The sequence below is a fragment of the Massilia aurea genome, from assembly GCF_014200505.1.
In the GTDB taxonomy this organism is placed as follows: domain Bacteria; phylum Pseudomonadota; class Gammaproteobacteria; order Burkholderiales; family Burkholderiaceae_D; genus Telluria; species Telluria aurea_B.
Window position 1 is genome coordinate 503,538 of the sequence record NZ_JACHBX010000003.1, and the last position, 24,612, is coordinate 528,149.

A 24,612-nucleotide genomic window follows, 5' to 3' on the forward strand; every position below is an offset into this window, starting at 1 on the left:
TCTTTCGCTACGTTAGCGGCTGATCGACAGCAGCGTGTCGAAGATGGTGCCGGCAATCTGCATGACCTTGCTCGACGCCTGATAGGCCTGCTGGTACTTGATGAGATTGGCCGCTTCTTCATCGAGATTCACGCCCGAGACATCGGCCTGGGCGCCGGTGGCCTGCGCCAGCAAGGCATTGCCGGCCTGCGCATTGACCTGCACTTCGCGCGTCTTGTTGCCCACCTGGCTGACCATCTGCGCATACGACGACGTCAACGTGGCGGTGCCGTTGTTGAAGATATTCTTGGTCTGCAATTCGCCTAGCGCAGCGATATTGCGGGTGTCGCCCACGCCACTGCTGTTGCCCTGGATCTTGAACTGGTCGCCGTTTTTAGGTTTTCCGCTCAGCGTGATGCTCACGCCATTGAAGCTGTAGGTCGCACCGTCGACGTAGCTGGCGGCCGGGTCGAAGGTGATCGGTTTGCCAGCGCTGTCCGTCATGGTGACAGTGCTGCCTGCCGGGAAGCCGGTCAGGTTGCCCCCATTGAATTCGAGCGTCACCGGCAGTGCCGGCGGCGCAGTCAGGAAGTCCTTGCTGACTTTGCCTTCGCTGATCTTGGCCGTACCGGTATTGGTCAGCTCCATGCTGGTCATGATTGGGGCCGCAGCGGCGATCTGCGAGACATTATTGGCCAGCACCTTGAAGTTAGCAGCGCCGTCGATGGTCGGGCGCACCAGGAACGTATCCTTTTCGCGTGGATTTTTCTCGAAGGTGAATTCGATGCCGTCAGCTTCTAACGTCGCCGCACCATTGGCACCGGGGGTTACCGGGCCAACTTCCTTGTTGTCGCTCAGACGCATTACACTGTACTTGCCGCCCTTGAACGTGACTTCGTAATCACTGTCCTTGAGCTTGCTCGGATCAGTTACTTTAGCGCTCAGTTCTGCGGCCGGATCGGTGCTGGTGCCTTTGGCGTTGTTAATGCTGGCGCCGACAAAAGCCGGCGCCACGTTGAAGAACGGCTGCCCCTTGTTGCCGTTCTGGTCCAGGCCCAGCTCGTGCTGTGCGTTGAATTCAAAGGCCATGCCAATCGCGATCTTGCCGAGCGCACTTTGAGCCGTGTCGAGCGTCTCGGTACGAAACTCGAGCAGGCCGCCCAGCTTGCCGCCGGAGAGCGCGCCATCGGGCAGCACCGCCACTTTCGAGCCCACCTGGTAACCCACTTCCATACGCGTGAGGTCGGTTGGCGAGACCATCGCCGCCAGCTGGAACGAGTCATTGCCCACCACCAGCGGCTGGCCGTTGCCGATGGAAATCGTCAGGCTGCTGTTGTCGCCCGGCGTGACGCTGGCCTTGACGAATTTGTTCAGTTCGAGCACGACCTGGTCGCGCTGGTCGAGCAGGTCGTTCGGCGGGCGCGTGGCCGACGAGGCGAAATTGGAAATCTGCTCGTTGAGCTTGGCGATCTGCGTGCCGTAGGTGTTGATCGCGGTGACGCTCGCTTCGATTTCGCCATTCACGCCGGTGCGGATTTCGCCCAGGCGCGAATCGAGGTCCTGCAGGCGCGTGGCCAGCGTTTCGGCACTCGACAGCATCGCCTGGCGCGACGGCACCGACGCGCGGTTGGCAGCCATGTCCTGCACGCCCTTGAAGAAGCCCTGCATCGCCGGCGACAGGCCCGACGTGGTGTCGGCCAGCAGGTTGTCGATCTGCTTGATCTGCCCGTAGTACGACTCCAGGCCGCTGGTGCTGGCCTGGGCGTTACGCACCTGCGCATTCAGGAAATTGTCGCTGTAGCGCTTGATCTGTGCGATCTCGGTTCCGGTACCCAGGAAGCCGACACCCGTATCGAGCGCGGCCGACGTGGCCTGCACGACGGTCTGGCGCGAGAAACCCGCCACGTTCGCGTTGGCGATGTTGTGGCTGGTCGTGGCGAGGGCTGCCTGTGCTGCGTACAACCCGGTCTTACCGATGGCGAGGAGGCTACCTGACATAATTTTTTTCTCTCTGTGACAGTACAGTCAACGGCAGGTTTTCAGAAAACTTGACGGTCTCTGGATAACATTAGCGTGTAGCGTGTCGCGTGTCGCGGGTAGGGTGGACGGGTCCCCCGTCCACGCGTTCAACGATCGTTAGTGCACCACAAAATTACGTTAATTTGAACGCGTGGACGGCACAGCCGCCCACCCTACGGGACTGCATGCAAGGCTTACGCCAGCGAGTTTTTGATCAGGCGGGTCAGCTTGGCCGCGTAGTTCGGATCGGTCGCATAACCGGCGCGCTGCAGGCCCTGGGCAAAGGTGGCCGCGTCGCTGCTGCCGATGACTTTTTCGTAACGCGGGTTCTTCGCGATCATGTTCGCGTAATCGCGGAACGAATCGGCCGGGCTGTCGTAGGCGCGGAATTTCTCGACCCGCGTCTGCGGCTTGCCATTCACGTATTCGGTGGTGACGGCGGTGGCGACCTTGCCTTTCCAGCCCGCCCCGGCCTTGATGCCGAACAGGTTGTTGCTGTTGCTGCCATCGGCATTTTTGATCATGCGTTTGCCCCAGCCGGTCTCGAGCGCGGCCTGGCCCAGCATGAACTTGGCCGGCACGCCGGTGGTCTGCTCGGCCGCATGGGCGTGCTCGTGCAGTTTTTCCTGGAACGCGCGCACGTGCGGCGCCTGGATGCGGCCCGTCTCGGTCGTTGCCGGCAGCGGCGGCGCCTTGCTGGCGGTAGCACTTGCTGCAGCACCCGCACCCAGCGCCGCGCCGTTGCCATACATGGCCGCAGCGTTGGTCAGCGACGGCGTCAGGCGGCCAGCGCCAGCGGCGGCATCGCCCCCCATGCCATCGGCGCCGATGGCCAGCGCCTGCTGCCCCATCTGGTTCGCGCTCAGCTGGCGCACCAGCACGTCGGCCAGACCGACACCGCGCTTGGCCAGGTTCTGGCTGGTCTGCTGGTCGAGCATCGTCGTGAAGGTCTTGGTCTGCTGGTTGTCCGTCATGCCTTCCTGGGGCGTGGCATCGCGCATGCTCTTCATCATCATGTTGATGAACATCGCCTCGAACTGGGTCGCCGCTTCTTTCATGGCGGCCGGCGTGCCGGCTTTCGCGCTGTTCTTCAGCCCGTTGAGGCTGTTGGTGTCGAGCGCGAGCTTGCTGGTCTGGTCAAGGTTGGGCGAGGCGATCATGGCGTGTCTCTTGAATTAGATGATTTCGAGCTCGGCGCGCAGCGAACCGGCGGCCTTGAGCGCTTGCAGGATGGCGAGCAAGTCTTGCGGGGTGGTGCCGATCGAGTTCATCGCCTTGACCACTTCGGCCAGCGATGCCCCGCCCTTCACGTTGATCATCTGGCCGGGTTCTTTCTTGATCTCGACCGACTGGTTCTGCGTGACGACGGTCTGGCCGCCGGCCAGGGCGTTCGGCTGGCTCACCTGCGTATCGGAGCCAATCGTGATCGACAGGTTGCCGTGCGAAATCGCGCAGTTGTCGAGCATCACGGCGCGGTTCATCACGACCGACCCGGTGCGCGCGTTCATGATGACCTTGGCCGAGGCCAGCGGCTGATTGACGTCGATCTGTTCCAGCATGCCCAGGAAAGCGACGCGCTGGTCGCTCGACGACGGCGTGCGCACGCGCACCACACGGCCGTCCAGGGCCGTGGCGATGCCAGGCCCGAACTGGTCGTTGACGGCGTCGACGACACGCGCGGCGGTGGCGAAATCGGTCTCTTTCAGCTCCAGGCGAATCTGGTTGTTCTCGCCCAGGTTCGATGCGACGGCGCGCTCGACCGTGGCGCCGGCCGAGATACGACCGACGGCCAGGTGATTGACCTGCACCTGCGCGCCGCCGCCCTGCGCCTGCACGCCCACGCCGCCGACCACCAGGTTGCCCTGGGCCATGGCGTAGACCTGGCCATCGGCGCCATGCAGCGGCGCCATCAACAGCGTGCCGCCGCGAAGGCTTTTGGCGTTACCGATCGACGACACGGTGATGTCGAGCGTCTGGCCCGGCTGGGCAAATGCCGGCAGCGAGGTCGTGACCATGACGGCCGCCACGTTCTTCAGTTGCAGCTGGGTGCCGGCCGGCAGGTTGACGCCCTTCTGTTGCAGCATCGCGCGGATCGACTGCACGGTGAATGGCGTCTGGCTGGTCTGGTCGCCGGTGCCGTCCAGGCCCACGACGATGCCGTAGCCGGACAACTGGTTCTGACGCACGCCGGCGATGGTGGCCAGGTCCTTCAGGCGCTCGGCCTGGGCCAGGGGGGCGATGCCGCCAAAGGCAGCAACCAGCAGGACAACGGAAGCAAATTTACGCATGGGTAGGGCCTTTTAGAACGGCAGCATCGACAGGAAGAACCGCGACAGCATCGACGTCACTTCGGCGCGATCGAGTCGGCTGTTGGTGCGGTATTCGACGCGCGCATCGGCGATCACGTTGGACGAGACCATATTGCCGGCCTGGATCGTGTCGGGGCTGACCATGCCCGAGAAGCGGATGAACTCGGTGCCCTTGTTCATCGCGACCTGCTTTTCGCCAGCCACGATCAGGTTACCGTTCGGCAGCACTTCGGTGACGGTCACCCCGATCGTGCCGGTGAAATTGTTCGACGCGCTCTGGTTGTCGCCATCGGCAAACTTGGTGCCCGATTCCAGCGCCACGCCGGCGCCAATCACGCCAGCCAGCAAGCCCGGGCTGGTGAAGCTCGCGCTGCCGCTCTTGTTGCCCGAACTCGCGCCGGCCTTGGTCGCCGACGTGCGCTCGCTGATATTGACGGTCAAGAGGTCGCCGATATGACGGGCGCGGCGGTCTTCGAACATTGGCCGGTAGCTGTTGACGTTGAAGATCGCGCCATCGGTAGCCGGGGCGCCGTCGACCAGCATCGGACGCGCGCTGGTCGGGCCCTGCACGATGGTGGTGGGGGTGGCGGCGCAACCGGCAAGCAGTACCAGCGCAGCGAACGAAGTCAGGATTTTCATGATGGCTGTAGAAAATTAAAGCTGTGACAGTTTTTGCAGCATCTGGTCGGATGTCGTGATCGCCTTGCTGTTGATCTCGTAGGCGCGCTGGGTCTGGATCATCGCGACCATTTCCTCGACCACGTTGACGTTCGACGATTCGACATAACCCTGCATGATGTTGCCGGCGCCATTGGTGCCCGGCACGTTCAGGTTGGGGTTACCGGAGGCGGTGGTTTCGGTGTACAGGTTCTCGCCGCGCGACTCGAGGCCGGCCGGGTTGATGAAGGTGGCCAGTTGCAAGGCGCCGATCTGGGTGGTACCGGTTTCGCCGGCGACATTGACCGATACGGTGCCGTCACGGCCGACCGTGATCGACTGGGCATTGATTGGCACGGTGATCGGCGGCTGGATGACAAAGCCGCTCGAGGTCACGAGCTGACCGTTCTGGTCTTTCTGGAACGAGCCGTCACGGGTGTAGGCCTGGGTGCCGTCCGGCATCAGGACCGGAAAGTAGCCAGGACCGTTGACCATCACGTCCTTGTCGTTGCCGGTCAGCTGGGGATTACCCTGGGTGTGGATGCGCTCGGTAGCGACGGTGCGCACACCGGTACCGATCTGCAGGCCCGACGGCAGATTGGTCTGCTGGGACGATTGTGCACCTGGCTGGCGCACGTTCTGGTACAGCAAGTCCTCGAACACGGCGCGCGACTTCTTGAAGCCGTTGGTGCTGACGTTGGCGAGGTTGTTCGAGATGACGTCGAGATTGGTCTGCTGGGCTTCCAGGCCGGTCTTGGCGATGTAGAGCGAACGGATCATTGCATTCTCCTATTGGTGGCAGGCGAATGCCTCCACGGACAATAGAATTATGCAGCGGCAACACTTAATTCAAAGCGAGGAGTTGGGTGGCTTTCGCCGCGTTGTTCTCGGCGTTCTTCAGCAGGCTCATTTGCGTGTCAAAAGAACGTGCCAGAGCAATCATGTCGACCATGCAATCGACCGGATTGACGTTGCTGCCCTCGAGCGCTCCGCCTGCGACCTGCACGGTCGGATCGGCCTGAACAGGCGCGCCGTTCTTGACGCGAAACAGCCCATCATCGCCGCGCACCATGTCGCCCTGGGGCGGATTGACCAGCTTCAGGCGGCCGATTACCGCCGGCGCAGCCGGCGTGTCGACGTTCGAGATGGTCGAGATGGTGCCGTCACTGCCGATCATCACCGTGGCGTCGGGCGGGACCGTGATCGGCCCGCCTTCGCCTGCAATCGTCTGGCCACCCGGCGTTTGCAGCACGCCGTTCGGGCTCATCTGGAGCGCACCGTTGCGGGTGTAGGCCTCGGTACCATCCGGCATCTGCAGCGCCAGCCAGCCCTGCCCTTTCACCGCCACATCCAGATCGCGCCCCGTGGCCTGCAGCGGACCGGCGGCGAAGTCGTTGCCGGCGGTCGAGTCGACGACGAACGCGCGCGTCGGCATGCCCGGCCCCTGCACCGGCGCCGCGCGGAACATGTCGATCTGGGCGCGAAAGCCCGTCGTGCTCACGTTGGCCAGGTTGTTGGACGTCGTGGCTTGCTGCTCGAGGATGTGCTTGGCGCCGGAGGCGGCGGTGTAGATCAGGCGGTCCATGGTCTTATTCCTTGTGTGGTGCGGCGGTGCGAATGGTGGTTGGACGCGTGGACGGGAAACCCGTCCACCCTACGTGATCAATGCAAACGTACATTATCGATAACGTAGGGTGGACGGCTCCGCCGTCCACGCGTTCAATCCAACCGTGCATCATCAATCATTAACGCAGGTTCACCAGCGTCTGCAGCACCGAGTCCTGCGTCTTGATCGTTTGCGCATTGGCTTGGTAGACGCGCTGCGCGGTGATCATGTTGACCAGCTCGGCGGTCAGGTCGACGCTCGATGCTTCGGTGGCCGACGCTTGCAGCACGCCCAGGCCACCGGTACCGGCAGTGCCCATCAGCGGAACGCCGGACTGCGACGATTCGGCCCAGGCATTGTTGCCCAGCGGCTGCAGGCCGTTCGGATTGGTGAAGTTGGCAAGCACGACCTGGCCCAGGACCTTGGTCTGGCCATTGCTGTACTGGCCCAGGATGCTGCCGTCTGCGCCGGTGGAGAAGCGCTGCAGCGAACCCGGCTTGTAGCCGTCCTGCGCCAGGAACTTTTCGCTGGTGGTGGTGCCGTACTGGGTGGTGCCGGCAAAGTCGATATCCACTTCCAGAACCAGTTCGGCCCCAGTCGTCGGCACGATCGGAATTTTCACGTCCAGGAACTTGCCTGCGGTGCCCGTGCTGGCCAGGTTCAGCCCGCCATTGGTGTCGAACTTGAGCGTGCCGATCGATTGCGGCGCCATCTTGAGTGCCTTGGCAATCGCGGCGTCGATCTGCACCGGGGTGGCGCCCGGGATCGCTGCGGCGGCATCGGCGGCAGCGCGCACTTCGGCCAGATTGTCAGGCGTGGCAGGGGCATCGGTAGCAGGCGGGACGATGACACTTGCAGCGGCAACCACGGCATCGGCGGCGGCTTTCCCGTAGGCAGCAGCGGTAGTGGCCAGGTTAGCGGCCACTGGCGGCACGACCTTGCTGGCAGTATCCCAGGCGGTGCGGGCAGTGACGGCGGCCGGGTCGGTCTGGGCCTTGCCGATCGCACCGAGGGCGCCGAGCTCGGTGCCATCCTTGGCCGCATAGACATTCCAGGTGCCGTCACCGCTTGGCGACTTGACGTAGAAGGTCGACAGCGTATGGGAGTTGCCCAGCGTGTCATACACGCTCATTGGCACCTGTTTGTTGTAGGTGTTTGGATCGGCCGGATCGAATTCGGTCTTTTTCGGCGTGCTGGCGCGCGAATCGAGCTGGAGCTGGATCTGCATTTCCGACGTGACCTTCGGCGGCTGATCGGCGGTATCGATCTTGAGCGGTACGGCGGTGCCGGCGGCCAGCAGGCCGTTGGCGCCCAGGCCGTAGCCGGTCAGCTTGGCGCCCTGGGCGTTGACGATGAAGCCCTCTTTGTCGAGCGAGAACTGGCCATTGCGCGAGTATTGCGTCACACCGGCCTGCTCGATACGGAAGAAACCGGCGCCGTTGATGGCGATGTCGAGCGGATTGCTCGAGGCTTCGACGTTACCCTGCGTGAACTGCTGGGCGATGGCGGCAGTTTTCACGCCGATACCGGCAGTCATGCCGCCCGCGCCATTGAGCGCATTGGCGTAGACGTCGGCAAACTGGGTGGTCGACCCCTTGAAGCCGACTGTGCTGGCGTTGGCGATGTTGTTACCGATAACGTCCAGTGATTTGGCAGCAGCGTTCAAGCCGCTCAGGCCTTGTTGGAAAGACATGGTAATGCTCCAGTATAAGGTGAGAGAGTAAGCGGCCTGGCTTACAGAACTTGTTTGATGTCGGCGAGGGACACAGCGCCCTTGCCCGGCAGGTTCAGCTTGACGCCGTCCTTGCCATTCGTCGTGACGCTGGCCACGCTGTCGAATGACAGGGTCTTGGCGTCGGTGAGCTGTTCGCCCGCGCGTGTTGCGATCACGCGGAAGGTGTAGTTCCCATCTGGCAGCACGACCGGCTTGCCATTGGCGTCCAGGTTGTTCGGGTCGGGGATACCATCCCACGCAACCGGCACGATCCCGGCTTTCTGCTCGCCCAGATCGATCGCCGCCACATCCTTGCCCGTGGCCTTGTCGACGACCACGACCTGCAGCTTGTCGGCCGGGCTGTCCAGCTCGACGCCCAGGATCGCCTGGCTCTTCGACAGCAGGATGCCATTGCCTTCGACCAGCACGCCGTGGCCGATCAGATTGGTCGCCGACAACGATTCGCTCGACTGGTAGCTGGCCTTCAGCGACTCCAGCGTGGTATTGAGTTTGTTCACGCCGGTGACGGTCTGCAGCTGGGCCAGCTGGCTCGTCATCTGCGCGTTGTCCATCGGATTGAGCGGATCCTGGTTCTTCAACTGGGTCACGAGCAGCGTCATGAACTTGTCGGTGTCGGCCTGGACGCCATCTTCGGCGGTCTTCGCCTTGGCGTTCATGGTTGCCTGCAGGCTGGAAATATCGGACGTTGCGGTCGAGCTGGTAATTGGGCTGGTCATGGTATCGATCTACGGGGCGCTTACTGGCCGATGGTCAGGGTCTTGAGCAGCATGGTCTTGGCTGCATTCATGGTTTCGACGTTGGTCTGGTACGAGCGCGAGGCGGACAGCATATTGACCATCTCGTCGACCACGTTCACGTTCGGCATCGATACATAGCCCTTGTCGTCGGCCATCGGATGCTTGGGGTCGTACACCTGCTTGAGCGGCGACGGATCTTCGACCACTTCGCGCACGCGCACGCCGGTCGCGCCCGAGGCGGTGGGCACCGACTCGAACACGACCGACTTGGCGCGGTAGGCTTCGCCCGACGGCGACGTGGCGCTGTCGGCATTGGCCAGATTGCTGGCCACCGTATTCAGGCGCTGCGCCTGGGCGCTCATGGCCGAACCGGACACATTAAAGATATTGAATAGCGACATGGCGAGTTTCCTTATTGGCCCTGGATTGCGCTCAGGAGGCCCTTGATCTGGCTGTTGATCATATTGATCCCTGCCTCGTAGCGCAGCGCGTTGTCGGCGAACTGATTGCGCTCGACGTCCATGTCGACCGTATTGCCGTCGACGCTGCCCTGCACCACGCCGCGGTACAGCACCGGCGTGCCGTTGGCCAGCGTGTCGCCGGTGGCAACGCCGCGCGCCATGTGGTTGCTATTGGTGGTGTTCATCGCACCGCCCGGCTTGCCGCCTCCCATCGCGCCCTGCAAGGCTGCCGCGAAATCGATGTCGCGCGCCTTGTAGTTCGGGGTGTCGGCATTGGCGATATTGGACGCCAGCAGTTCCTGGCGCTGCGAGCGCAGGGACAATGCCGTTTCATTAAAACGCATGTAGTCGTCGAGTTTGCCGATCATGCCGCCTCCGGGCTGTTCTTTGTTGGGACAGAAGCGATCATACGGTTCGGTTCGCTACACCAATCGACGGAGAAGAGCGGACATTCCCCCCGCTATTCAAAGTTTCACTAGGGAATCATTCGACCTAAGATAGCAGCATTCCCGAATTTCAGCCCGAACTCCAGACCATGACATCACAACTTGTCGCTTTTTCGCTGCTGGCACTTGTATACAGTGGCGCCCAGGCCCAGCAGGGGGCAAACAGCCGCCAGCAACCCGAGGCCGTGCGCGCCGTGGTGGAGCAGTTCCTGGCCACCCAGAGCGCCGGCCTGCCGGGCCAGGTGAGCGTGACGGTCGGCGCGATCGATCAGCGCCTGAGCCTGCCCGCCTGCCCGGCCCCGGAAGCCTTCCAGCAGCCGGGCGCCCGCCCCTGGGGCAAGACGACGGTGGGCGTGCGCTGCACGGCGCCGGCGTGGACGATGTATGTGCAGGCCCAGGTCAGCGTGGTGGCCGAGTATGTCGCCGCCGGCGTGCCCCTGGCGCAGGGCCAGCCGCTGGTGCCGGGTCAGCTGGTGATGGTAAAAGGCGATATCGCCGCCATGCCCAACGGGATCATCACAGATATGGCGCAGGCGCTGGGCCGTGCGCCCACCGTGTCGCTGCCGGCCGGTACCGCGCTGCGGGTGGACGCGCTACGCAGCCAGGCCGTCATCAAGCAGGGCCAGGCGGTGCGCTTGGTATCGCGCGGCTCGAACTTTTCGGTGAGCAGCGAAGCCAAGGCCATCAACAATGCCAGCGATGGCCAGATCGTCCAGGTACGCACGACGGCCGGCCGGATCATCAGCGGCACCGCGCGCGATGGCGGGACCGTGGAAATCGTTTTATAACAATTGCGATCTTCTCTTCGCCAAATCGGTGCTGATTGCTAAAGTTTGTAAAGGCGTGGCCGTTACAATAAGCAGATCCCGGAGCTTGTGCTCCGCGCACCGAGAAGGATGAAGCCGTGAAAATCAACGATACACTCAAGAGCAACCCAGGCCTTCAACCCGCCACCACGCAGACGAACAATGCGCGTGGCGCCGACAAGGCAGCAACGACCGCGCCCCTGACCGGTGCGCAAACCGACAGCGTGCGCCTGTCACCGCAAGGCCAGGCCATGGCAAGCAGCGTCGGTGGCGGCGCAGCCGTATTCGACGCCAAGAAAGTAGAACGTATCAAGATGGCCATCGCCGATGGCCAGTTCCAAGTCAACTCCGAGAAAGTGGCTGACGGCTTGCTAGACACCGTACGCGACTTGCTCCATTCGAGACAACGCTAAACCATGACCACCAGCCCGTTCCAGACCCTCGCCGCCGAATACCATCACCTCACCGCCCTCCTGGCGTTGATGAAGCAAGAGCAGCAATCCCTGGTGTCGCTCGATGCCGACACCCTGGCCGAGCTGACCACGCGCAAGAATGCGATGCTGGCCGATCTGGCCTCGTTGTCGCAACAGCGCCACGCGGCATTGGCCGCGGCGGGCTGCGATGCATCGGAAGCAGGCATGGAACCCTGGCTGGCAGTCAATGACGACGGCGACGTACGGCAACAATGGGAGCGCATGCTCGATGCTGCGCGCGAAGCAAAAGAACTCAACCGCGTCAATGGCATGCTGATCAACAAGCAGCTGGCGCACAACCAGGGCGTGCTCAACGCCCTGCGCACCCCTACCAATGCACCGACCGGCACCATCTACGGCGCCAGTGGCCAGACCATGGGCGTGGGCGTCTCGAAACGCTACGTCATCGGCTGAAGGCCGCCGCGGGCAAGACCGCCCCAGCGGCTTGCCACGTTAATATTAAGTAATTGAACAACGGCGCCAAATAAGCGCCCGGCCTGGATACAACGACGGCATAATACCGGCTCAGTTCGGTTTGTCCCCCCTTGTCCACCACTGCGCATCCCAGTGCGCCAGGCCCGTTCGCCATGCTCGCCACTCAGCAGATCTTCCTGATCGCGTCCCTGCTTTGCTTTCTTGTCTATCTTGCGTTGGTGTCGGCCGGCTCGCAATCCCTGCGCGGCATGCGTGCAATGCGCGCCGCCGCGCTGCTGGGACTGCTTGGCAACCTGCTGTATGCCTTTGGCCGTGAGCTGCCGACCCTGCTGGGCTACGAAATAGCAAACATGGCATATTCCGGCGCCGGCGCGGCCCTTGCCGCCGGTTATCGCCAGCTGTCCGGCCGCCAGGCCCATGTCAGGACGCTGGCGTTGCTGGTCGCTGCGGTCGGCATCCTGACCGTGGTATTTCATGACTGGTTCGATTCGTTCATGCTGCGCAGCGCCGTCGTTTCGCTGTTCCAGGCCGGCATCTGCATCGACATCGCGCACAGCGTGCTCGCCGGGCGCGGCGAGCAGCAGCGCCGCTCGCATGGCCAGGTGCATCTGCAAGGCCCCGGACAGCAGCACGTGCAGCGCTTCGTGCTGCTCATGTGCGTGCTGGTCGCGGGCGGGCACGGGGTGCGCATGCTCTTTCTGCTGATCGCGGCCAATCCACCGACTTCGCTGCTGCAGCCAAGTACGGCCAGCCTGGCGATCCTGACCGTGGCTGCACTGGCATTGCCGGCACTGACCCTCGGCGGCCTGCTCACCCTGCACCGCCACATCGTGTACCAGGCCGAATACATCGCGAACCACGACCACCTGACCGGCGCCTGGTCGCGCAAGGCGTTCTTCGAGATCGCCGAACGCGAGACGACGCGCGCCCGGCACCGGCGCCAGCCACTGGCCCTGATGCTGATCGACCTCGACCACTTCAAGGCCATCAACGACAGCGCCGGCCACGAAGCGGGCGACATCGCCTTGCAACTGGTGGCCACCAGCGCGCGCGAGACGCTGCGCGCCGTCGACTGCATCGCGCGCCTGGGCGGGGATGAATTCGCGGTACTGCTGCCGGGCGCCGACCTGGCGCGCGCGAGTGCGGTGGGCAAGGCACTGGCGGAAGCGCTGCGCGCGGTCACCAGCACGATGCCGGCCGCGCAACGCCGGCTGACGCTGAGTATCGGCGCGACCGTCACGCTGGACGGGGAACCGTTCAAGACGACGCTGGCGCGCGCGGACTCTGCGCTGTACGCCGCCAAGTCGGCGGGCCGCGACCAGGTAATTGCACTGGCCCCGCCACTGCACGTCGTGCGGCCGGCGTCGAAGGTCAGCGCCAGCCGCTGAGCGACCAGTCCTACGTCGGGACGCTCTTTGCTCCTATTGGGAAGTCGGCGCCATGCACCCAACTGCATTGCATATCAACGCATCCAGGAGAACTGCATGAATAACGACAACACCAACGCCCCTAAAGACACCGGCCTGCGCGATGGCGGACCTGATTCATATGCGGGCTTCGTGGCCAACGATGCCGACGGTGACTCGAGCATCGGTCATCCTGCCAAGGGCACCAGCCAATCGGGCATCAACAGCAATTTTGCGAAGGCCTCGCCAGAGAGCAATGTCGGCCCTGCTGGCGCACCCCAAGCCAGCCACGGGCAGGCAACCGGTGACGTACCGGGTGGCTCGCGCCCCAAGGCGCCGGGCGAGCCGGATGGCGAAGCAGCCGATGGCGGGACAGATACGCCGACGCGCCAGGACTGATTGCCGTTCATACAGTTATTAGCCGCGCAACAGGCGCGCCGATGACGTTCCCGGCGTCGAACCGGGAAACAAGACGCGCGCCGTGCGTTCCGGATCCAGCTGAAACGCTTCGGCGCACGCGTGCGCTACCAGCGCATCCAGGCCGAGCGTCGGCCTGAGATCGCGATTGTCGAGCAAATCCCCAGGCGCCAGCCCGGGCCAGTCGGCAACGATCCTGCCTCCCTTGACCGCACCGCCAATCAGCATGGCAGCCGACGCCGTCCCATGGTCGGTCCCGCCGGTACCATTTGCCGCGACGGTGCGCCCGAACTCGGTGGCAACGAGAATCGTTGTCTGACGCCATGCATCGCCAAGGCCCTGCTGCAAGCCGCTGATCAAGTCATCGAGATTGTTCAGCTGCGTGGCCATGCGCCCTTTTTGCGCACTGTGCGTATCCCAGCCGTTGGTTTCGATCATGGCAATCCGGGGGCCGTCCGCGCGCGCAAGAAAGCCGGCAGCGGTCTTGCCCAGTTCGACCGGCGACTGTTGGCCCTTGCTGCCCTCGGTCGTACCAGCCATGCCCTGGGCCTTGAGCGCCGTCGACCAGAGTCCGCTCAGCTGGGCATCGCCTTCATACAGCTTCTGCACGCGCAGCAGCAGATCGTCGTTGGCATGCGGCAGGCCGGATGGCGCGTACGACGCGACATCGATCGCGCCACGCAGCGCCAGCGGCAGTGTGGGCGCAAACGCGATCGCCTGATTGCTGCGCCGTGGCAGCATGCCGGCCAGCCGGTTCATCCAGCCGTCCTTGACGTCGAACGGCGCCTTGCCGCCCGTCTCGAGAACATTTTGCGCGTCGAAGTGCGAGCGATCGCGGTACGGTGACGCCACCGCATGGAACAGGCTGGCCTGCCCTGCCTTGTATAGCCCGGCGATGCCGGTCAGCGAAGGGTGCAGCGCAAACGTGCCGTCCAGCTTCAATGCTTCGGTGGGATCGATGGCAAGCGCACCGCGCAACCTGGCATACGCGGGATCGGCATAAGGGATCAGCGTGTGCAGGCCATCGGCAGCGCCGCGCTGGATGATGAACACGAAGCGGCGCTCGGTGTCGGCGCCTGCAAATGCGATGCGGGGCGCGGCAAGCAATGCGGCGGCGCTGGAAATAAAACCTCGTCGGTTGAGCATGTTTTACCTTCTCAGGAATTCAGGCGATGCCAAAAGCAACGCCAGCGCATTGGCCGGGCTTTCTGCCTGTGCAATCGCGGTGGCGGTCGCGCCACTCAAGGTACCCGGCAGCACGCGCGGCGCCAACGCGCGCGCATCGATCTTGCCGCCAAACTCCGTGGCCAGGCGCTGTGCGATTTCTACCCGGCGCAGCAGCGCATCGGGGGCCGCCCAGGTGGCAGTCACGTCGCCATAACCGGCTGGCGAGCCAGGCCGCCAGACGGGCTGGCCAAGCCGGCCCGTCAGAAACTGGATGCGCGCCGCCGGCACGGTCTGCACGCCCATGGCGCGCAGACCGGACAGCGTCCAGTCCCAGGGCGACTTGAACTTGGCGGCCACTGGCGGCACATCACCGGCTGCGCTCACCAGTTCGCGGTACAGCGCCGGCAGGTCACCGCCGGTCTGCAGAAACCGGTCGGCCAGCCGCTTGACCAGTACCGGCGGTGGATCGTCGGTGATGAAATGGCGCGCGAGCTTGGTGGCGATGTGGCTGGCGGTGGACGGCGCCCGGGCCAGGTCGCGCAGGATGGCCGTTGCCTGCTGCTGCCCATCGTCGGCATAGCTGCGACCAAGCACCGTCCGCACGCCGGGCTCGTGCTGGTTTGCCTGGAACCGGAAAGTTTGCGCGGCGTCCTCAGGCGACTGTTGGCCAGGCAGCGTCCAGCCGGTCAGTGCGCGGGCGAATTCCAGCACGTCGGCCTGGGTATAGCCGCTGCGCACGCCCAGCGTGTGCAGTTCGAGAATTTCACGCGCCAGGTTTTCGTTCAGGCCACGGGTCGGGCGATCCGGCGCTTTCGCGCTGGCCCGGCGCGCAGCGACGCTGTCCGGCCCGGTCGATACGGACTGGTCGAGATACAGCAGCATGGCGGGATGGCGCGCCGTGGCGAGCAGCAGATCTTCGAACCGCCCCAGTACATGGGGCCGAATGGCATCGGCCTCGAAGCTGGCGGCAAAGCCCAGCACCGGTACTTTGTCGACCGAGATTGCAAAATGGTTGGCCCAGAAGTGGGTCAAGCGCTCGACGAACGGCGTGCTGCTCTGCAGGGCGCTGTTGGTGCGCGCCTCCACGCCGGCCAGATAGGCTGCCCTGCCCGCGCGCTGGTAGTCTGCACGGACGCTGGCACGCTGCGCCTCGGGTGCGCTGCGGATGGCGGCTTGCTGCTCGGTCCACTGCGCCACGCGCATCGAGGTGCGCTCGATGGCGCGCCATGGCGGCGGCAATGGCTCGTAATCGTCGAGCTGCGCCAGCAACCAGCGCCGTGGATCGGCAACGGGCTTGTCGTCCGGTCGCGCACCGAGGCCCAGGCGGTTGCGCGCAATGGAATCGTTGATCATGGCCCGAGTATAGAACCGTAACTGCCCTGGCAGGCCATACCGGCCTGTATGGGATGTAACTGTCCGTAACCGCCTGGACGGTAATGCGTGCAGAATTTCTTTTATATTTGTGTCATTACAACAGTGTGGGCGCAAATACATTCGCACAAATCTATATAATGTGGCCTCGTCCCCTCGAGCCCACCATGTCCCACGACCCCTCCCCGCACGACGTACGCTCCGCCTTTAAACGCGAACTCATTTCTGCCAATCTCTGGCGCACCCGCATCGTTGTCGTCGGCACGGCCTCCATCGCCGGCCTCGTGGTCGTGGCGTTTACCTGGCTGGCCGAATCGGCATTCGCCCAGTTCAACAAGATCGCCGATTTCGCCTGGTGGGTGCCCCTGATCTGGACCCCGCTCCTGTGCGCCGCCATCGTCTGGGTTACCCGGCGCTTCGTGCGCGGCGCGGGCGGCTCCGGCATTCCGCAAGTGATGGCGGCGCTCGACCCGGCTATTTCCGGCGGCCGGCGGCCCCTGCTCGTGTCCCTGAAAATCAGCTTCGCCAAGATTGGCCTGACCTCGGCGGGCCTGTTGGGCGGCCTGTCACTGGGGCGTGAAGGCCCGTCGGTCCAGATCGCTGCCGGCGTGATGCTCGCCGCGCGCCGCTGGCTGCCGCGCGGCAGCGGCATCAGTGCCCATTCGCTGCTGGTGGCGGGCGGCGCTGCGGGGATTGCGGCCGCGTTCAACACGCCGCTGGCGGGGATCATGTTCGCGATCGAAGAATTGTCGCGTGCGCCCGAGCAGCGCAACAGCGGCCTGATCGTCGCGGCGATCGTGCTGGCCGGCCTGATTGCCGTGTCTGTTCACGGCAACGGCCCGCACTTCGGCGTCATCCATCCGGGACCGATCGGATTGTCGCTGCTGTGGCCGGGCTTGCTCGCCGCCGTCGTCTGCGGTTTTGCAGGCGGCCTGTTCGCGCGCGTGCTGATCGCCAGCCTGCGGGGCGTCTCGCCCGACCTGCCCACGCGCTGGCGCGCCCGCTATCCGGTACGCTTCGCACTGGGCTGCGGTTTCCTGATCGCGGTCATTGGGGTGCTCAGTGGTGGAGCGACCTATGGCAGTGGCAACGAAGCCACACGCAGCCTGCTGGAGAACGAAGCCAATGTGCCGGCGGCGTTTGCGCTCTTCAAGTTTGTCGCGACCTGGCTGACCGCCTGGTCGGGCGTGCCGGCCGGTATCTTCGCGCCATCGCTGTCCATTGGCGCGGCCATGGGCCAGAACATCGCCTCGCTCACCGGTTACCCGTACAGCGCGGCGCTCATCGCGCTGGGCATGGTGGGCTTTCTGGCGGCCGCCACGCAGGCGCCGCTGACGGCCTTCATCATCGTCATGGAAATGGTTGATGGCCACAGCATGGTGCTCAGCCTGATGGCCTGCGCGGTCGTTGCCAGTACAGTCTCGCGCGTGCTCACGCCGCCGCTGTACAGTGCACTCGCGACGATCCAGTTGCCGCCGCGCCCAGTTCACCCGGCAAGCCCGGGCGAGCCGCCAGAGCGTGCGCCATGACGCGCCGCCCGCGCCAAAGCGTGGGCGGCTTGTCGATTGATTACGTTATAATCCGACCAGGGTGTTCATGCCGCCAGGCATGACAGGATTTGCGCTGGTCGGGCCGCCACGCGGGCTACTACGCGACCACCATGCACCTGCACCTTACGCCGCACTCCACTCGCACGCCAGCAGCAGCTGCGCCGCCTCATCCAACACGGGGGTTGCCAGATGACGCCCAAGCACTTTTGGAGAACCACCATGCGCATTGAAAAGCGTCTATCGAACACGTTCAAGGCATTCGCCGCGTCCGGCAAGGCGGGCGGCACGGTCCTGATCCTGTGCACCATCCTGTCGCTGCTGGTCGCCAATTCCCCGTGGGGTGCGCCTTACCTGGCGTTCTGGCAGATCAACCTGGCTGGCCTCAGCGTCGAGCTGTGGATCAACGATGCACTGATGGCCATCTTCTTCCTGTTGATTGGCCTCGAACTGCAGCGCGAACTGAACAATGGCGAGCTGTCCGACCTGCGCAATGCGCTGCTGCCGATCATTGCCGCGGCGGGCGGTGTGGCGGTGCCGGCGCTGATTCACTTCACGCTCAATGGCGGCACGCACACCCAGCCGGGCATGGGGATTCCAATGGCCACCGACATCGCGTTCGCGCTGGGCGTGCTAGCCCTCTTGGGCAGCCGCGTGCCGGCGTCGCTCAAGATTTTCCTGACCGCGCTGGCCGTCATGGATGACCTGGCCGCCATCATCGTCATCGCCGTGTTCTATACGGCAGAGCTCAAGGTCGGCTACCTGGTCGGTGCGCTGGGCATGTTCGTCGCCTTGTTCGTGATGAACCGCCGCCTGAAGGTGCTGGCGCTGTGGCCCTACCTGCTGGGCGGCGCGGTGATGTGGTTCCTGATGCTGATGTCGGGCGTGCACGCGACGATTGCCGGCGTGCTGCTGGCCTTCACCATTCCGTATTCGCACACGCAGGACGATCCCGCGTCGCCAGCGCACCGGATGGAGCACGTGCTGCACACGCCGGTCGCTTTCCTGATCCTGCCGATCTTCGCGCTGGCCAATACCGGCATCGTGATCGGCGCTGGCTGGGCCGGCGAGCTGATGTCGTCGAACAGCCTGGGCATCATCGCCGGCCTGGTCGCTGGCAAGCCGGTGGGCATCTTCCTGTTCACCTTTGCCGCCGTGATGCTCGGCGTATGCCGCTTGCCGCTCGACCTGGCATGGCGCCACGTGATCGGCGCGGGCCTGTTGGGCGGGATCGGCTTCACGATGTCGATCTTCATCACCAACCTGGCGTTTGTCGGTGAGGCCGAGATCATCAACGCGTCGAAGATGGCGATTCTGGCGGCGTCGCTGACGGCGGGCGTCCTGGGCTTCGTCTGGCTCAAGCTGTTCGGCGCGCCGGCCGAAGGCGATCTTGACCCGGACACCATGGATTTCGACGACGGCGCCACGGACACCGGGCCAGCCCGGGCGGCATGACCACCATCCTGCATCCGGCCAGGGTCGTCGTCCTGCTGTTTGCAGGCGCGATCCTGGCCGGCACGCTGCTGTTGATGCTGCCGCTGGCCAGCGCCAGCGGCCATGGCGCGCCGTTCATGGTGGCGTTCTTCACGGCGGTATCGGCCGTGTGCGTCAGCGGCATGGCCGTGGTCGATACGGGCACCTACTGGTCGGGCTTCGGCCAGGCGTCGATCATGGTGTTGTTCCAGCTGGGCGGCTTCGGCATGATGACGGCGGCCACGTTGCTCGGCCTGATGGTCAACCGCTCGTCGCGCCTGCGCACGCGCCTGATCGCGCAGACCGAGACGCGCTCGCTCGGCATGGGCGACATCGCGAGCGTGGCCCGGGTCGTACTGACCGTGTCGGTGCTGCTGCAACTCGTGATCGCCGGCATCCTGTTCGTACGGCTGCGCGCCGGGCACGATCTGGCGTGGGGCGATGCGGCGTGGAGCGCCCTCTTCCACGCCGTTTCGGCGTTCAACAATGCCGGCTTTTCGCTGCACGCCGACAGCCTCACCCGCTATGCGAGCGACACGCTGGTGCTGCTGCCGATCATGGTGGCCATCGTGGTCGGCGGCATTGGTTTTCCGGTGCTGCACGACCTGCGTCACCGCTTGCGCGATCCGCGCCACTGGTCGCTGCACACCAAGCTCACCCTCACCGGCACGCTGATGTTGCTCGTGGGCGGCTTCGCCACGGTGCTGCTGTTCGAGTGGAACAACGCCGCCACGCTGGGCGCCCTGTCAACGCCCGACAAGCTGATGAACAGCATGTTCATCTCGGTGGCATCGCGCACGGCGGGCTTCAACACCGTCGACTACAGCGCGCTGACGCCCGAGACCTGGGCGCTGCACTATCTGCTGATGTTCATCGGCGGCGGCAGCGCGGGCACGGCGGGCGGCGTCAAGGTCGCCACTGTCATGATCCTGGTCCTGCTCGTGGTGGCCGAAGCGCGCGGCCAGTCCGATACCGAGGCCTTCGGCCGCCGGGTGGGGATGGCGGCGCAGCGCCAGGCGGTTACCGTGCTGGTACTGGGAAGCGTGATCGTGGCGCTGGGCACGCTGGCGCTGCTGCGGATCTCGCATTTCCCGACCGATCAGATTATCTTTGAAGTCATCGCCGCTTTTGGCAGCGCCGGCCTGTCCACCGGCATCACGGCCCAGCTGCCGGCATCCGGCCAGGTGGTACTGGCCTTACTCATGTTCATCGGCAGGGTCGGCACGATCACTCTCGCGACCTCGCTTGTCCTGGGCAAGCGGCGCATGCCCTATCGTTATCCGGAGGACCATCCAATTGTTGGGTAGAATTTTCACAGAACAGTTCGCCTTTTCGGCGGGCGACAGCGTCGTCGTGATCGGCCTGGGCCGCTTCGGCGGCGCGGTGGCGCAATCGCTGATGCGCCTGGGGCACGACGTCATGGGCATCGACCGCAAGGAAGAACTGGTGCAGCTCTGGAGCGAGCGCCTCACGCACGCCGTGCAGGCCGATTCGACCAACGAGAACGTGATGCTGCAGCTGGGCGTGGCCGACTTTTCGCACGCCATCGTCGCCATCGGCTCGGATCTCGCCGCCAGCCTGATGACGCTGATGGTGCTGTCCGAACTGGGCATCAAGGATATCTGGGTCAAGGCGATGACGCCCGAGCACGGCCAGATCGCGCAGCGCATCGGCGCCCATCATGTGGTCTACCCCGAAGCCGACATGGGCGCGCGCGTGGCCCACCTGATCACCGGGCGGCTGATGGACTTCATCGAGTTCGAGGACGGGTTTGCGATCGCGAAGATCAATGCACCGGCCGAGACGCACAACCTCACGCTGGCCGAGTCGCACGTGCGTGCGCGCTTTGGCGTCACGGTGGTGGGGGTGAAACGGCTCAACGAGGATTTCCAGCATGCGCTGGGCGAGACCCGCATCCTGCCGGGCGACCTGTTGATCGTGTCGGGCCCGACCAAGAAGATCGAGCTGTTCGCCGGCGGCGAGAAGAAAGGCAGGAAACGGTAGGGCCGTGCCAAAGCCCTGGGGCTAAGCGACCGCTTACTCGAACACTTCCGCGGTGGCGAACATGGTGCCCTTCTCGTCCTTGGCCGACACCGATGGCGTCGCGCTGATCGGCCAGGTAATGGCCAGGCTAGGATCGTTCCAGACGATGCAGCGCTCGTGCTCGGGCGCGTAGTAGTCGGTGGTCTTGTAGACGAACTCGGCCGTTTCGGACAGCACGACGAAGCCGTGCGCGAAACCTTCAGGCACCCACAGCTGGGCCTTGTTCTCGGCCGACAGGATTTCACCGACCCACTGGCCGAACGTCGGCGACGCGCGGCGCAGGTCGACCGCGACGTCGTACACGCTGCCAGCGACCACGCGCACCAGCTTGCCCTGCGGCTGCTTGATCTGGTAGTGCAGACCGCGCAGCACATTGCTGGTCGATTTCGAGTGGTTGTCCTGCACGAACGACACCTTGCGGCCTACCGCTTCTTCAAAGCGGGCCTGGTGAAAGCTCTCGTAGAAAAAGCCGCGGTCGTCACCGAACACACGCGGTTCGATCTTCAGGACGTCTGGAATTGCCAAGCGAGTAATCTGCATCAAAATACCTTTTCATTCAAAACGCGCACCAGATACTGGCCGTAGCCGTTCTTGCGCAGGGGTGCCGCCAGTTCTTCGAGCTGGGCGGCGTTGATCCAGCCCTTGCGAAACGCGATTTCTTCGGGGCACGCCACTTTGAGGCCCTGGCGCTGTTCGATCGTCGCGATGAACTGGCCGGCGTCGAGCAGCGACTCGTGGGTGCCGGTGTCGAGCCAGGCGTAGCCGCGCCCCATGATCTCGACATCGAGCTTGCCGATGTCCATGTACATGCGGTTCAGGTCGGTGATCTCGAGCTCGCCGCGTGGCGACGGCTTGAGCGTACGTGCCATTTTGGCGACGTTCTCATCATAGAAATACAGGCCAGTCACTGCATAGTTCGAGCGCGGCTTGGCCGGCTTTTCTTCCAGGCTGATCGCCTTGCCGTCGTCGTTGAATTCCACCACGCCGTAGCGTTCTGGATCCTGCACGTGGTACGCGAAAACGCTGGCGCAGTCGGTGCGGGCATCGGCGCGCTCGAGCAGCTGGTTGAAATCGTGGCCGTAGAACAGGTTATCGCCTAGCACCAGTGCCGATGGCGAATTGCCGATGAAGTCTTCACCGATGATGAAGGCTTGCGCCAGGCCATCGGGCGACTCCTGCACTGCGTACGACAGGTTCAGGCCCCAGCGCGCGCCATCGCCCAGCAGCTGCTGGAAGCGCGGCGTGTCTTGCGGCGTCGAGATGATCAGGATGTCGCGAATGCCGCCGAGCATCAGGGTGCTCAGCGGGTAGTAGATCATCGGCTTGTCGAAGACAGGCAGCAGCTGCTTTGAAATTGCCAGCGTGGCCGGATGCAGGCGGGTGCCGCTGCCACCGGCGAGGATGATGCCTTTACGTTGCATAGCATTGCTCATAGGTTTCCTTGTGCCGACAGTTCGGCGATCAATCGGTTGACGTGGTGGCGCCAGTCGGGCAGGCTCACGCCGAAATTGGTGCTGAACTTGCTGCAGTCGAGCCGCGAATTGGCGGGCCGTGCGGCCGGGGTCGGGAACGCGCTGGCCGCGATCGGCTGCACGGCGTCCGGCCCGGCCTTGAGCACGGCGCCGTGGCTTTGCGCCTGCGCCAGCACGTGCTGGGCGTAGGCATGCCAGGTGGTGGCGCCGGCGGCGGCCAGGTGGTACACACCCGACAGGTGCTGCGCATCCAGGCCAGGCGCGGCGATGCGGTGCAGCGCCAGCGCGGTGACGTCGGCCAGCAGCTCGGCGCCGGTCGGCGCGCCATGCTGGTCAGCGACCACATTGAGCGTCTCGCGCTCTTTGGCCAGGCGCAGCATCGTCTTGGCAAAGTTGCCGCCGCGCGGTGCGAACACCCAGCTGGTGCGCAGGATCAGGTGGCGCGCGCCGCTGGCGGCAATGCGCTGCTCGCCATCGTACTTGGTGCGGCCATACACCGACAGTGGATTGACGGCGTCGGTTTCGACCCAGGCGCCCTCTTTCGTGCCATCAAAAACATAGTCGGTCGAGTAATGCACGAGCCAGGCATTGCCGGCGGCGGCTTCCTCGGCCAGCACGCCCGGCGAGACAGCATTGACATTGTGCGCCATGGCGGCGTCGGCTTCGGCCTTGTCGACCGCGGTGTAGGCAGCGGCGTTGACGATGACGTCGGGCGCAAACGCGCGCACGACGGCGCGCAGCGATTCGGGATCGGTGAAATCGGCGTCGACGCGGCCCAGCGCGCGCAGTTCGCCCAGCGGCGCGAGCGCGCGTTGCAGTTCCCAGCCGACCTGGCCATCTTTACCCAGTAGCAGGATCTTCATGCGGCAGCGTTTTCTGCCGTGTACTGGCGGTCGACCCATTCCATATAGGCGCCGCTGGTGACGTTCTCGACCCAGGCGCCATTGGCGAGGTACCACTCGACCGTCTTGCGGATGCCCGTGTCGAAAGTTTCGGCCGGGCGCCAGCCCAGTTCGCGCTCGAGTTTGCCGGCATCGATCGCATAGCGGCGGTCATGGCCCGGACGGTCTTTCACGAACGTCATCTGCGTTGCGTACGACGCGCCGTCGGCGCGCGGCTGCAGTTCGTCAAGGATCGCGCACAGCGTGCGCACGACGTCGATATTGGCTTTCTCGTTCCAGCCGCCGACGTTGTACGTTTCGGCCAGGCGGCCGTCTTCGAGCACGCGGCGAATCGCGCTGCAGTGGTCGGTGACGTAGAGCCAGTCGCGGATCTGCTGGCCATCGCCGTAGATCGGCAACGGCTTACCGGCCAGCGCGTTGTGGATCACGAGCGGGATCAGCTTTTCCGGGAAGTGGTACGGGCCGTAGTTGTTCGAGCAGTTGGTCGTCAGGACCGGCAGGCCGTAGGTGTGGTGGTAGGCGCGCACCAGGTGATCGGACGCTGCCTTGGTCGCCGAGTACGGGCTGTTCGGTTCGTAGCGGTGCTGCTCGGTGAAGGCCGGCGCATCGCTGCCCAGCGTGCCATACACTTCATCGGTCGACACGTGCAGGAAGCGAAAGTCAGCCTTGGCTTGCTCGTCCAGGCCGTTCCAGTAAGCGCGCACGGCTTCGAGCAGATTGAAGGTACCAACGATATTGGTCTGGATGAACGCACCCGGGCCTTCGATCGAACGGTCGACGTGGCTTTCGGCCGCGAAGTTCAGCACGGCCCGCACCTTGTGCTCGGCCAGCAGGCGCGCCACCAGGGCGCCGTCGCCGATGTCGCCGCGCACGAAGTGGTGGCGGCTGTCGCCTTCCAGGCTCGTCAGGTTTTGAAGATTGCCGGCGTACGTCAGCTTGTCGAGGTTGACGACGGGTTCGTCATTGTGAGCGAGCCAGTCGATGACGAAGTTCGAGCCAATAAAGCCCGCTCCGCCAGTCACGAGGATAGTCATGCCTGCAGTTCCTGGTAAAGGTATCGGTGGCTGCGCGGCGCCCTGGGCGCTGCGCGAACCTGAGAATTGTCGTGGACGAACGGCGCTGGCCATCCATGCACTGTTGCTACTATTTTA

General features: G+C 64.3%; 25 protein-coding genes. 9 read left to right on the forward strand and 16 right to left on the reverse strand.

All coding sequences use genetic code 11. The annotated features are described in order from the left end of the window. Window positions 1-12 precede the first annotated feature (12 nt). The 10 genes from flgK to flgB form a co-directional block, all read right to left on the reverse strand. Complete coding sequence (gene flgK, locus HD842_RS16070) at window positions 13-1,977, reverse strand: flagellar hook-associated protein FlgK (protein WP_183555730.1); 1,965 nt, start codon at window positions 1,975-1,977, stop codon at window positions 13-15. Window positions 1,978-2,192: 215 nt separating this feature from the next. Beyond that, window positions 2,193-3,158 carry a flagellar assembly peptidoglycan hydrolase FlgJ gene (flgJ, locus tag HD842_RS16075; protein WP_183555731.1) on the reverse strand — a complete coding sequence of 322 codons (966 nt, stop codon included), beginning with the start codon at window positions 3,156-3,158 and terminating at the stop codon, window positions 2,193-2,195. 15 nt (window positions 3,159-3,173) lie between these two features. Continuing rightward, the gene (locus HD842_RS16080) at window positions 3,174-4,286 is read right to left on the reverse strand and encodes a flagellar basal body P-ring protein FlgI (protein ID WP_183555732.1); all 1,113 of its coding nucleotides are present in this window, start codon (window positions 4,284-4,286) and stop codon (window positions 3,174-3,176) included. A 12-nt stretch (window positions 4,287-4,298) separates the two neighbouring features. Beyond that, window positions 4,299-4,946, reverse strand: a complete 648-nt coding sequence (locus tag HD842_RS16085; RefSeq protein ID WP_183555733.1) for a flagellar basal body L-ring protein FlgH — start codon at window positions 4,944-4,946, stop codon at window positions 4,299-4,301. A gap of 15 nt (window positions 4,947-4,961) precedes the next feature. After that, window positions 4,962-5,744, reverse strand: a complete 783-nt coding sequence (gene flgG, locus HD842_RS16090) for a flagellar basal-body rod protein FlgG (protein WP_183555734.1) — start codon at window positions 5,742-5,744, stop codon at window positions 4,962-4,964. 64 nt (window positions 5,745-5,808) lie between these two features. Then, a complete protein-coding gene (flgF, locus tag HD842_RS16095) occupies window positions 5,809-6,549 on the reverse strand; it encodes a flagellar basal-body rod protein FlgF (RefSeq protein ID WP_183555735.1) in 741 nt (246 codons plus the stop codon). Between the two features lie 160 nt (window positions 6,550-6,709). After that, window positions 6,710-8,263, reverse strand: a complete 1,554-nt coding sequence (locus HD842_RS16100; protein WP_183555736.1) for a flagellar hook protein FlgE — start codon at window positions 8,261-8,263, stop codon at window positions 6,710-6,712. 41 nt (window positions 8,264-8,304) lie between these two features. Then, window positions 8,305-9,021 carry a flagellar hook assembly protein FlgD gene (locus tag HD842_RS16105; protein ID WP_183555737.1) on the reverse strand — a complete coding sequence of 239 codons (717 nt, stop codon included), beginning with the start codon at window positions 9,019-9,021 and terminating at the stop codon, window positions 8,305-8,307. Between the two features lie 20 nt (window positions 9,022-9,041). Beyond that, window positions 9,042-9,443 carry a flagellar basal body rod protein FlgC gene (flgC, locus tag HD842_RS16110; RefSeq protein ID WP_183555738.1) on the reverse strand — a complete coding sequence of 134 codons (402 nt, stop codon included), beginning with the start codon at window positions 9,441-9,443 and terminating at the stop codon, window positions 9,042-9,044. An 11-nt stretch (window positions 9,444-9,454) separates the two neighbouring features. Continuing rightward, on the reverse strand, window positions 9,455-9,871 hold the full coding sequence (flgB, locus tag HD842_RS16115; RefSeq protein ID WP_183555739.1) for a flagellar basal body rod protein FlgB: 417 nt from the start codon (window positions 9,869-9,871) through the stop codon (window positions 9,455-9,457). Window positions 9,872-10,038: 167 nt separating this feature from the next. On the opposite strand from flgB, the gene flgA reads away from it, so the two are divergent. The 5 genes from flgA (at window position 10,039) to HD842_RS16140 (ending at window position 13,468) form a co-directional block, all read left to right on the forward strand. Further along, entirely contained in the window at window positions 10,039-10,737 is a 699-nt protein-coding gene (flgA, locus tag HD842_RS16120) for a flagellar basal body P-ring formation chaperone FlgA (protein WP_183555740.1), read from the forward strand. Between the two features lie 116 nt (window positions 10,738-10,853). Then, window positions 10,854-11,168, forward strand: a complete 315-nt coding sequence (gene flgM, locus HD842_RS16125) for a flagellar biosynthesis anti-sigma factor FlgM (protein ID WP_183555741.1) — start codon at window positions 10,854-10,856, stop codon at window positions 11,166-11,168. 3 nt (window positions 11,169-11,171) lie between these two features. Then, a complete protein-coding gene (locus HD842_RS16130) occupies window positions 11,172-11,642 on the forward strand; it encodes a flagella synthesis protein FlgN (RefSeq protein ID WP_183555742.1) in 471 nt (156 codons plus the stop codon). A 173-nt stretch (window positions 11,643-11,815) separates the two neighbouring features. Continuing rightward, window positions 11,816-13,051: a GGDEF domain-containing protein gene (locus tag HD842_RS16135; RefSeq protein WP_183555743.1), complete on the forward strand. Its 1,236-nt coding sequence runs from the start codon at window positions 11,816-11,818 to the stop codon at window positions 13,049-13,051. Window positions 13,052-13,147: 96 nt separating this feature from the next. Beyond that, window positions 13,148-13,468 carry a hypothetical protein gene (locus HD842_RS16140; RefSeq protein ID WP_183555744.1) on the forward strand — a complete coding sequence of 107 codons (321 nt, stop codon included), beginning with the start codon at window positions 13,148-13,150 and terminating at the stop codon, window positions 13,466-13,468. 18 nt (window positions 13,469-13,486) lie between these two features. Here HD842_RS16140 and HD842_RS16145 read toward each other — a convergent pair whose 3' ends face one another. Then, entirely contained in the window at window positions 13,487-14,632 is a 1,146-nt protein-coding gene (locus HD842_RS16145; protein WP_183555745.1) for a DUF1501 domain-containing protein, read from the reverse strand. Window positions 14,633-14,635: 3 nt separating this feature from the next. Next, a complete protein-coding gene (locus HD842_RS16150) occupies window positions 14,636-16,006 on the reverse strand; it encodes a DUF1800 domain-containing protein (RefSeq protein WP_183555746.1) in 1,371 nt (456 codons plus the stop codon). A gap of 185 nt (window positions 16,007-16,191) precedes the next feature. Here HD842_RS16150 and HD842_RS16155 point away from each other — a divergent pair, with 185 nt between their 5' ends. The 4 genes from HD842_RS16155 to HD842_RS16170 all read left to right on the forward strand — a co-directional run bounded on the left by HD842_RS16155 (window position 16,192) and on the right by HD842_RS16170 (window position 21,048). Next, a complete protein-coding gene (locus HD842_RS16155) occupies window positions 16,192-17,553 on the forward strand; it encodes a chloride channel protein (protein WP_183555747.1) in 1,362 nt (453 codons plus the stop codon). A 240-nt stretch (window positions 17,554-17,793) separates the two neighbouring features. After that, a complete protein-coding gene (nhaA, locus tag HD842_RS16160) occupies window positions 17,794-19,026 on the forward strand; it encodes a Na+/H+ antiporter NhaA (RefSeq protein WP_183555748.1) in 1,233 nt (410 codons plus the stop codon). Then, entirely contained in the window at window positions 19,023-20,351 is a 1,329-nt protein-coding gene (locus HD842_RS16165) for a TrkH family potassium uptake protein (protein WP_183555749.1), read from the forward strand. Before nhaA ends, HD842_RS16165 begins: the two co-directional genes overlap by 4 nt. Next, window positions 20,341-21,048, forward strand: a complete 708-nt coding sequence (locus HD842_RS16170) for a potassium channel family protein (RefSeq protein WP_229424789.1) — start codon at window positions 20,341-20,343, stop codon at window positions 21,046-21,048. Before HD842_RS16165 ends, HD842_RS16170 begins: the two co-directional genes overlap by 11 nt. A gap of 33 nt (window positions 21,049-21,081) precedes the next feature. Here HD842_RS16170 and rfbC read toward each other — a convergent pair whose 3' ends face one another. The 4 genes from rfbC to rfbB are packed head-to-tail and all read right to left on the reverse strand — an operon-like array spanning window position 21,082 to window position 24,495. After that, window positions 21,082-21,627 carry a dTDP-4-dehydrorhamnose 3,5-epimerase gene (rfbC, locus tag HD842_RS16175; protein WP_183555750.1) on the reverse strand — a complete coding sequence of 182 codons (546 nt, stop codon included), beginning with the start codon at window positions 21,625-21,627 and terminating at the stop codon, window positions 21,082-21,084. Next, entirely contained in the window at window positions 21,627-22,508 is an 882-nt protein-coding gene (gene rfbA, locus HD842_RS16180; RefSeq protein WP_183555751.1) for a glucose-1-phosphate thymidylyltransferase RfbA, read from the reverse strand. The genes rfbC and rfbA overlap by 1 nt, the downstream gene beginning before the upstream one ends. 8 nt (window positions 22,509-22,516) lie before the next feature. Further along, entirely contained in the window at window positions 22,517-23,422 is a 906-nt protein-coding gene (rfbD, locus tag HD842_RS16185) for a dTDP-4-dehydrorhamnose reductase (RefSeq protein WP_183555752.1), read from the reverse strand. After that, window positions 23,419-24,495, reverse strand: coding sequence for a dTDP-glucose 4,6-dehydratase (gene rfbB, locus HD842_RS16190; RefSeq protein WP_183555753.1), 1,077 nt, complete (start codon window positions 24,493-24,495; stop codon window positions 23,419-23,421). The genes rfbD and rfbB overlap by 4 nt, the downstream gene beginning before the upstream one ends. Between the last annotated feature and the right edge of the window lie 117 nt (window positions 24,496-24,612).